Source organism: Streptomyces sp. NPDC051555 (assembly GCF_044454405.1).
In the GTDB taxonomy this organism is placed as follows: Bacteria; Actinomycetota; Actinomycetes; order Streptomycetales; family Streptomycetaceae; genus Streptomyces.
In genome coordinates, this window is record NZ_JBITDP010000092.1 from 1 (window position 1) to 2,942 (window position 2,942).

General features: G+C 69.5%; 4 protein-coding genes. 1 reads left to right on the forward strand and 3 read right to left on the reverse strand.

The window, feature by feature from the left end; translation table 11 throughout:
- The 3 genes from ACIBEA_RS44335 to trpM all read right to left on the reverse strand — a co-directional run.
- The coding region (locus tag ACIBEA_RS44335) for a hypothetical protein (protein WP_399270223.1) at nucleotides 1-338 on the reverse strand (338 nt) is incomplete at its 3' end.
- A 331-nt stretch (nucleotides 339-669) separates the two neighbouring features.
- On the reverse strand, nucleotides 670-1,884 hold the full coding sequence (locus ACIBEA_RS44340) for an MFS transporter (protein ID WP_399270225.1): 1,215 nt from the start codon (nucleotides 1,882-1,884) through the stop codon (nucleotides 670-672).
- 132 nt (nucleotides 1,885-2,016) lie between these two features.
- Entirely contained in the window at nucleotides 2,017-2,181 is a 165-nt protein-coding gene (gene trpM / locus ACIBEA_RS44345) for a tryptophan biosynthesis modulator TrpM (protein WP_399270227.1), read from the reverse strand.
- 306 nt (nucleotides 2,182-2,487) lie between these two features.
- On the opposite strand from trpM, the gene ACIBEA_RS44350 reads away from it, so the two are divergent.
- Entirely contained in the window at nucleotides 2,488-2,835 is a 348-nt protein-coding gene (locus ACIBEA_RS44350; RefSeq protein WP_399270229.1) for a hypothetical protein, read from the forward strand.
- Nucleotides 2,836-2,942: the final 107 nt, after the last annotated feature.

Consider the following 2,942-nt stretch of genomic DNA (forward strand, 5'->3'; position numbering starts at 1 on the left):
GTCTGGTCCCCGTTGTCGTCGCACCGGTCCCGGCTGAGCCCACTCTCGCTGTCGGCAGAGAGGCAACCAGTACTCCAGAGGATCTTCGCCGCGTCGAAGCTCCCGTCCGGATTCGTGTACCGCTGCAACATGAGGCGCTGGCCGTCATGGTTCGCGCAGTCGGTCGCGTGCGCGAGGTCTCCGGCCTCCATCTGCAGGCACCGCCCCGTCGCCTTGTTCACGAGGCGTACAGGCCCGTACTGGTCGTCGGCCTGAGCTGCCGTTGCGGTACCAGCGAGCAGGGCTACGGCCACAGCGGTGACAGCGGCGCGCCAACGTGCCTGGCGGGTTCGGCTCATGTGGGTGGTTCCTTTCAAGTGCGGACAGACCGCTGAAGCGGATCACTATGTCTAAACCCGCTGCCCGGCCGCAGGTTACGGGTCATGATCCGCGCGCAGGCACCGCGACCGGTCGGTTCTCCCGAGTGGCACTCCCCAACAAAGACGAGGGGCCACGGTCCGCGAGAACGGATCAACCGTGCTCGATTCGCAGTGTGGCTGCGTCAGTGACGACCGGCTCCACTGGTAGGTCAGTTCTGGCTCCGCTCAGCAATGCCAGGGGCAGGCGCTGAAGGCGAGAAGTGACTCCACCTGGGGCATGCGCGGACCGGCCGTTCAGCTTTCGGATCGCTCAGCGGGCGGTGGGGCGTTCGGTGGGGAAGGCGTGGGTGCGTGCGGCGAACACGATGATCAGTACGGGTGCCAGGAGGGCCAGTGCGGTCCACGGGAAGGAAATGGGGCCGAGCGCGCTGAGGAGGACGCCGCCGATGGCCCCGCCGCCGGCGATGGCCGAGTTGCACGTGGTGACGAACAGGGCCTGTCCCCGGTCACCGCCGGCGTCGGTGACGGCGGTCTGCAGCAGGGTGGCGACGCCGCCCCAGCCGAGCCCCCACAGCACCATCGCCGCGTACACGGCGAAGAGGCTGCTCGCCATGACGGCGAGCAGGCCGGATGCGGCGATGAACAGGACCGCGCCGGCGATGGTCAGGGGCCGCAGCCGCCGGTCGACCAGCGCACCGGTGATGAAGACGCTCACCATCGAGGCCGCCCCGAAAACGAGCAGTACGCTCCCTCGGGCACTGCCCATCGCGTGTGCGTCGAGGAACGCGGCGATGTAGGTGTAGAGGATGTTGTGGGCCAGTACGTAGGCCGCGGTCACGCCCAGGATGGCCGCGACTCCGGGCAGGCGAAGCGCCTGCAGGACAGGGCGCTGGTGCTCGGGGCTCTGCCCCGGGGCGTCGGGGACCGAGACCTGGATCCACCCCAGCAGGGCGAGCGCGACCAGCGTGACCAGGGCGAACGTCGGCCTCCAGCCGATCAGGGCGCCGAGGAGGGTGCCCAGCGGGATACCGAGGGACAGGGCGAGCGGGATGCCGGCCAGGGTGATGGCGATCGCCCGGCCCTGGAGGCGGGGCGGGGCCAGGCGGCGGGCGTAGCCGACCAGTTCGGACCAGACCGCGGCGGCGGCGATGCCGGCGAAGAGCCGGAACACCAAAGTGAGGGGGTAGCTGGCGGACAGGGCCGTGACCGTGTTGGCCACGGCGAAGGCCGCCACCGCCGTCAGCAGCAGCCTCTTGCGCCGCCAGGCGGCTGTGGCCTTGGCCAGCGGGATGGCGGCGAGGCCGGTGGCGATCGCGTACACCGTCAGGGCCTGGCCCATCGCGGGCTCACCGACCGAGAGGTCATGGGCCATCTCCGGCAGGACACCGGCGGGCAGGGCTTCGGTGAGCAGGGTGAGGAAGGCCGCCATGGCCAACGCCAGCAGCGGCGACAGGGGCAACTTCTGGCGCCCTGCCCTGGCAGCGGGATCGGCCGACGGGCCGGTCAGGGATGTCGATGTCGACATGGATGTGCATCCGGAATCTTCGAGCGAGGCGATGCCCGGCAGCGACAAGACCAATGCGGCTCAGGCCGGGGCAGCGAAAGGTGAGGGGGACCTGGGGCTACTGGCGCGGGAGCCCGGGAGCGGAACTCTCCCTCACACGCCCCGCACAGTGCGCGCTGCGCACACCCATCGCATGCCGTTGACCTGGCCACGCTCGGAGCCGATCACGTACCGCACCCGGCGGCCGTGCACACGCCGCGCGGGTGCCCGGCAGCCGCGGGGACGGCAACCAGGAGCGAGGCGAACGGTAATCGGCATGATCCAAGGCTAACCCCACCCCATGCCGCCGGTCAGGGAGTGAAGGACCTTCGTTCAGCAGCCACAGGTCCCACTCCGACAAGGACTGAGGCCCCCGGACAATCGATCAGAGCTCCACCGCGGAGTCGCACGACTCGACAGACCCGCCGCCCGCGCATCACGACTGATCGGGGCATACAACTCGACCTTGGGGCCGGGCACTGAAGTCCCCTCACGCCCGTTAGCACCCCGATCCGCCCACCACCGACCAGCCACCGGCTCGACGCCGCCCTCGACCACGCCCACACTCACCCCAACACCGGCGGCGTGCTCGTCCTGCGGCACGTCCCACCCGACGCATACACCGTCACCCCACGCCTCGACGTCCTCACCCCACATCAGGTCGACGCCCCCACCGGACGAAAGAACCCCCGCCCCGACATCCGCGGCCCCATCCAGCCCGCCGAGGCCGAGGTCCTCCTCCGCGTCTGGATCGACGGCGGAATCGACACGAACGACGCCGCCCAGCGACAGGCCCTCGAAGACCTCGCCGCCGCCGACATGGTCACCCGCGGCGACATCATCGACCGCTTCCACGACAACGTGCTCTACAGCCTGCGGATGCTCCCCGAGCCGCCAACGCCTACTGACACGCCTCATGTCGCTGATCACTGACATCTCATGTCGTCAGCCACTGACGATCTGATGTCGTCCGACACGGCTGAACGAGGGGCTGGCCAACTATCGAACGAGATGGCCAACTACCGATCGAGGTCTCACCC

Bases quoted from the DNA above. Each gene is read 5' to 3' on its own strand.
- trpM (WP_399270227.1), bottom strand. From the start codon at position 2,181: ATGCCGATTACCGTTCGCCTCGCTCCTGGTTGCCGTCCCCGCGGCTGC.
- ACIBEA_RS44340 (WP_399270225.1), bottom strand. From the start codon at position 1,884: ATGTCGACATCGACATCCCTGACCGGCCCGTCGGCCGATCCCGCTGCC.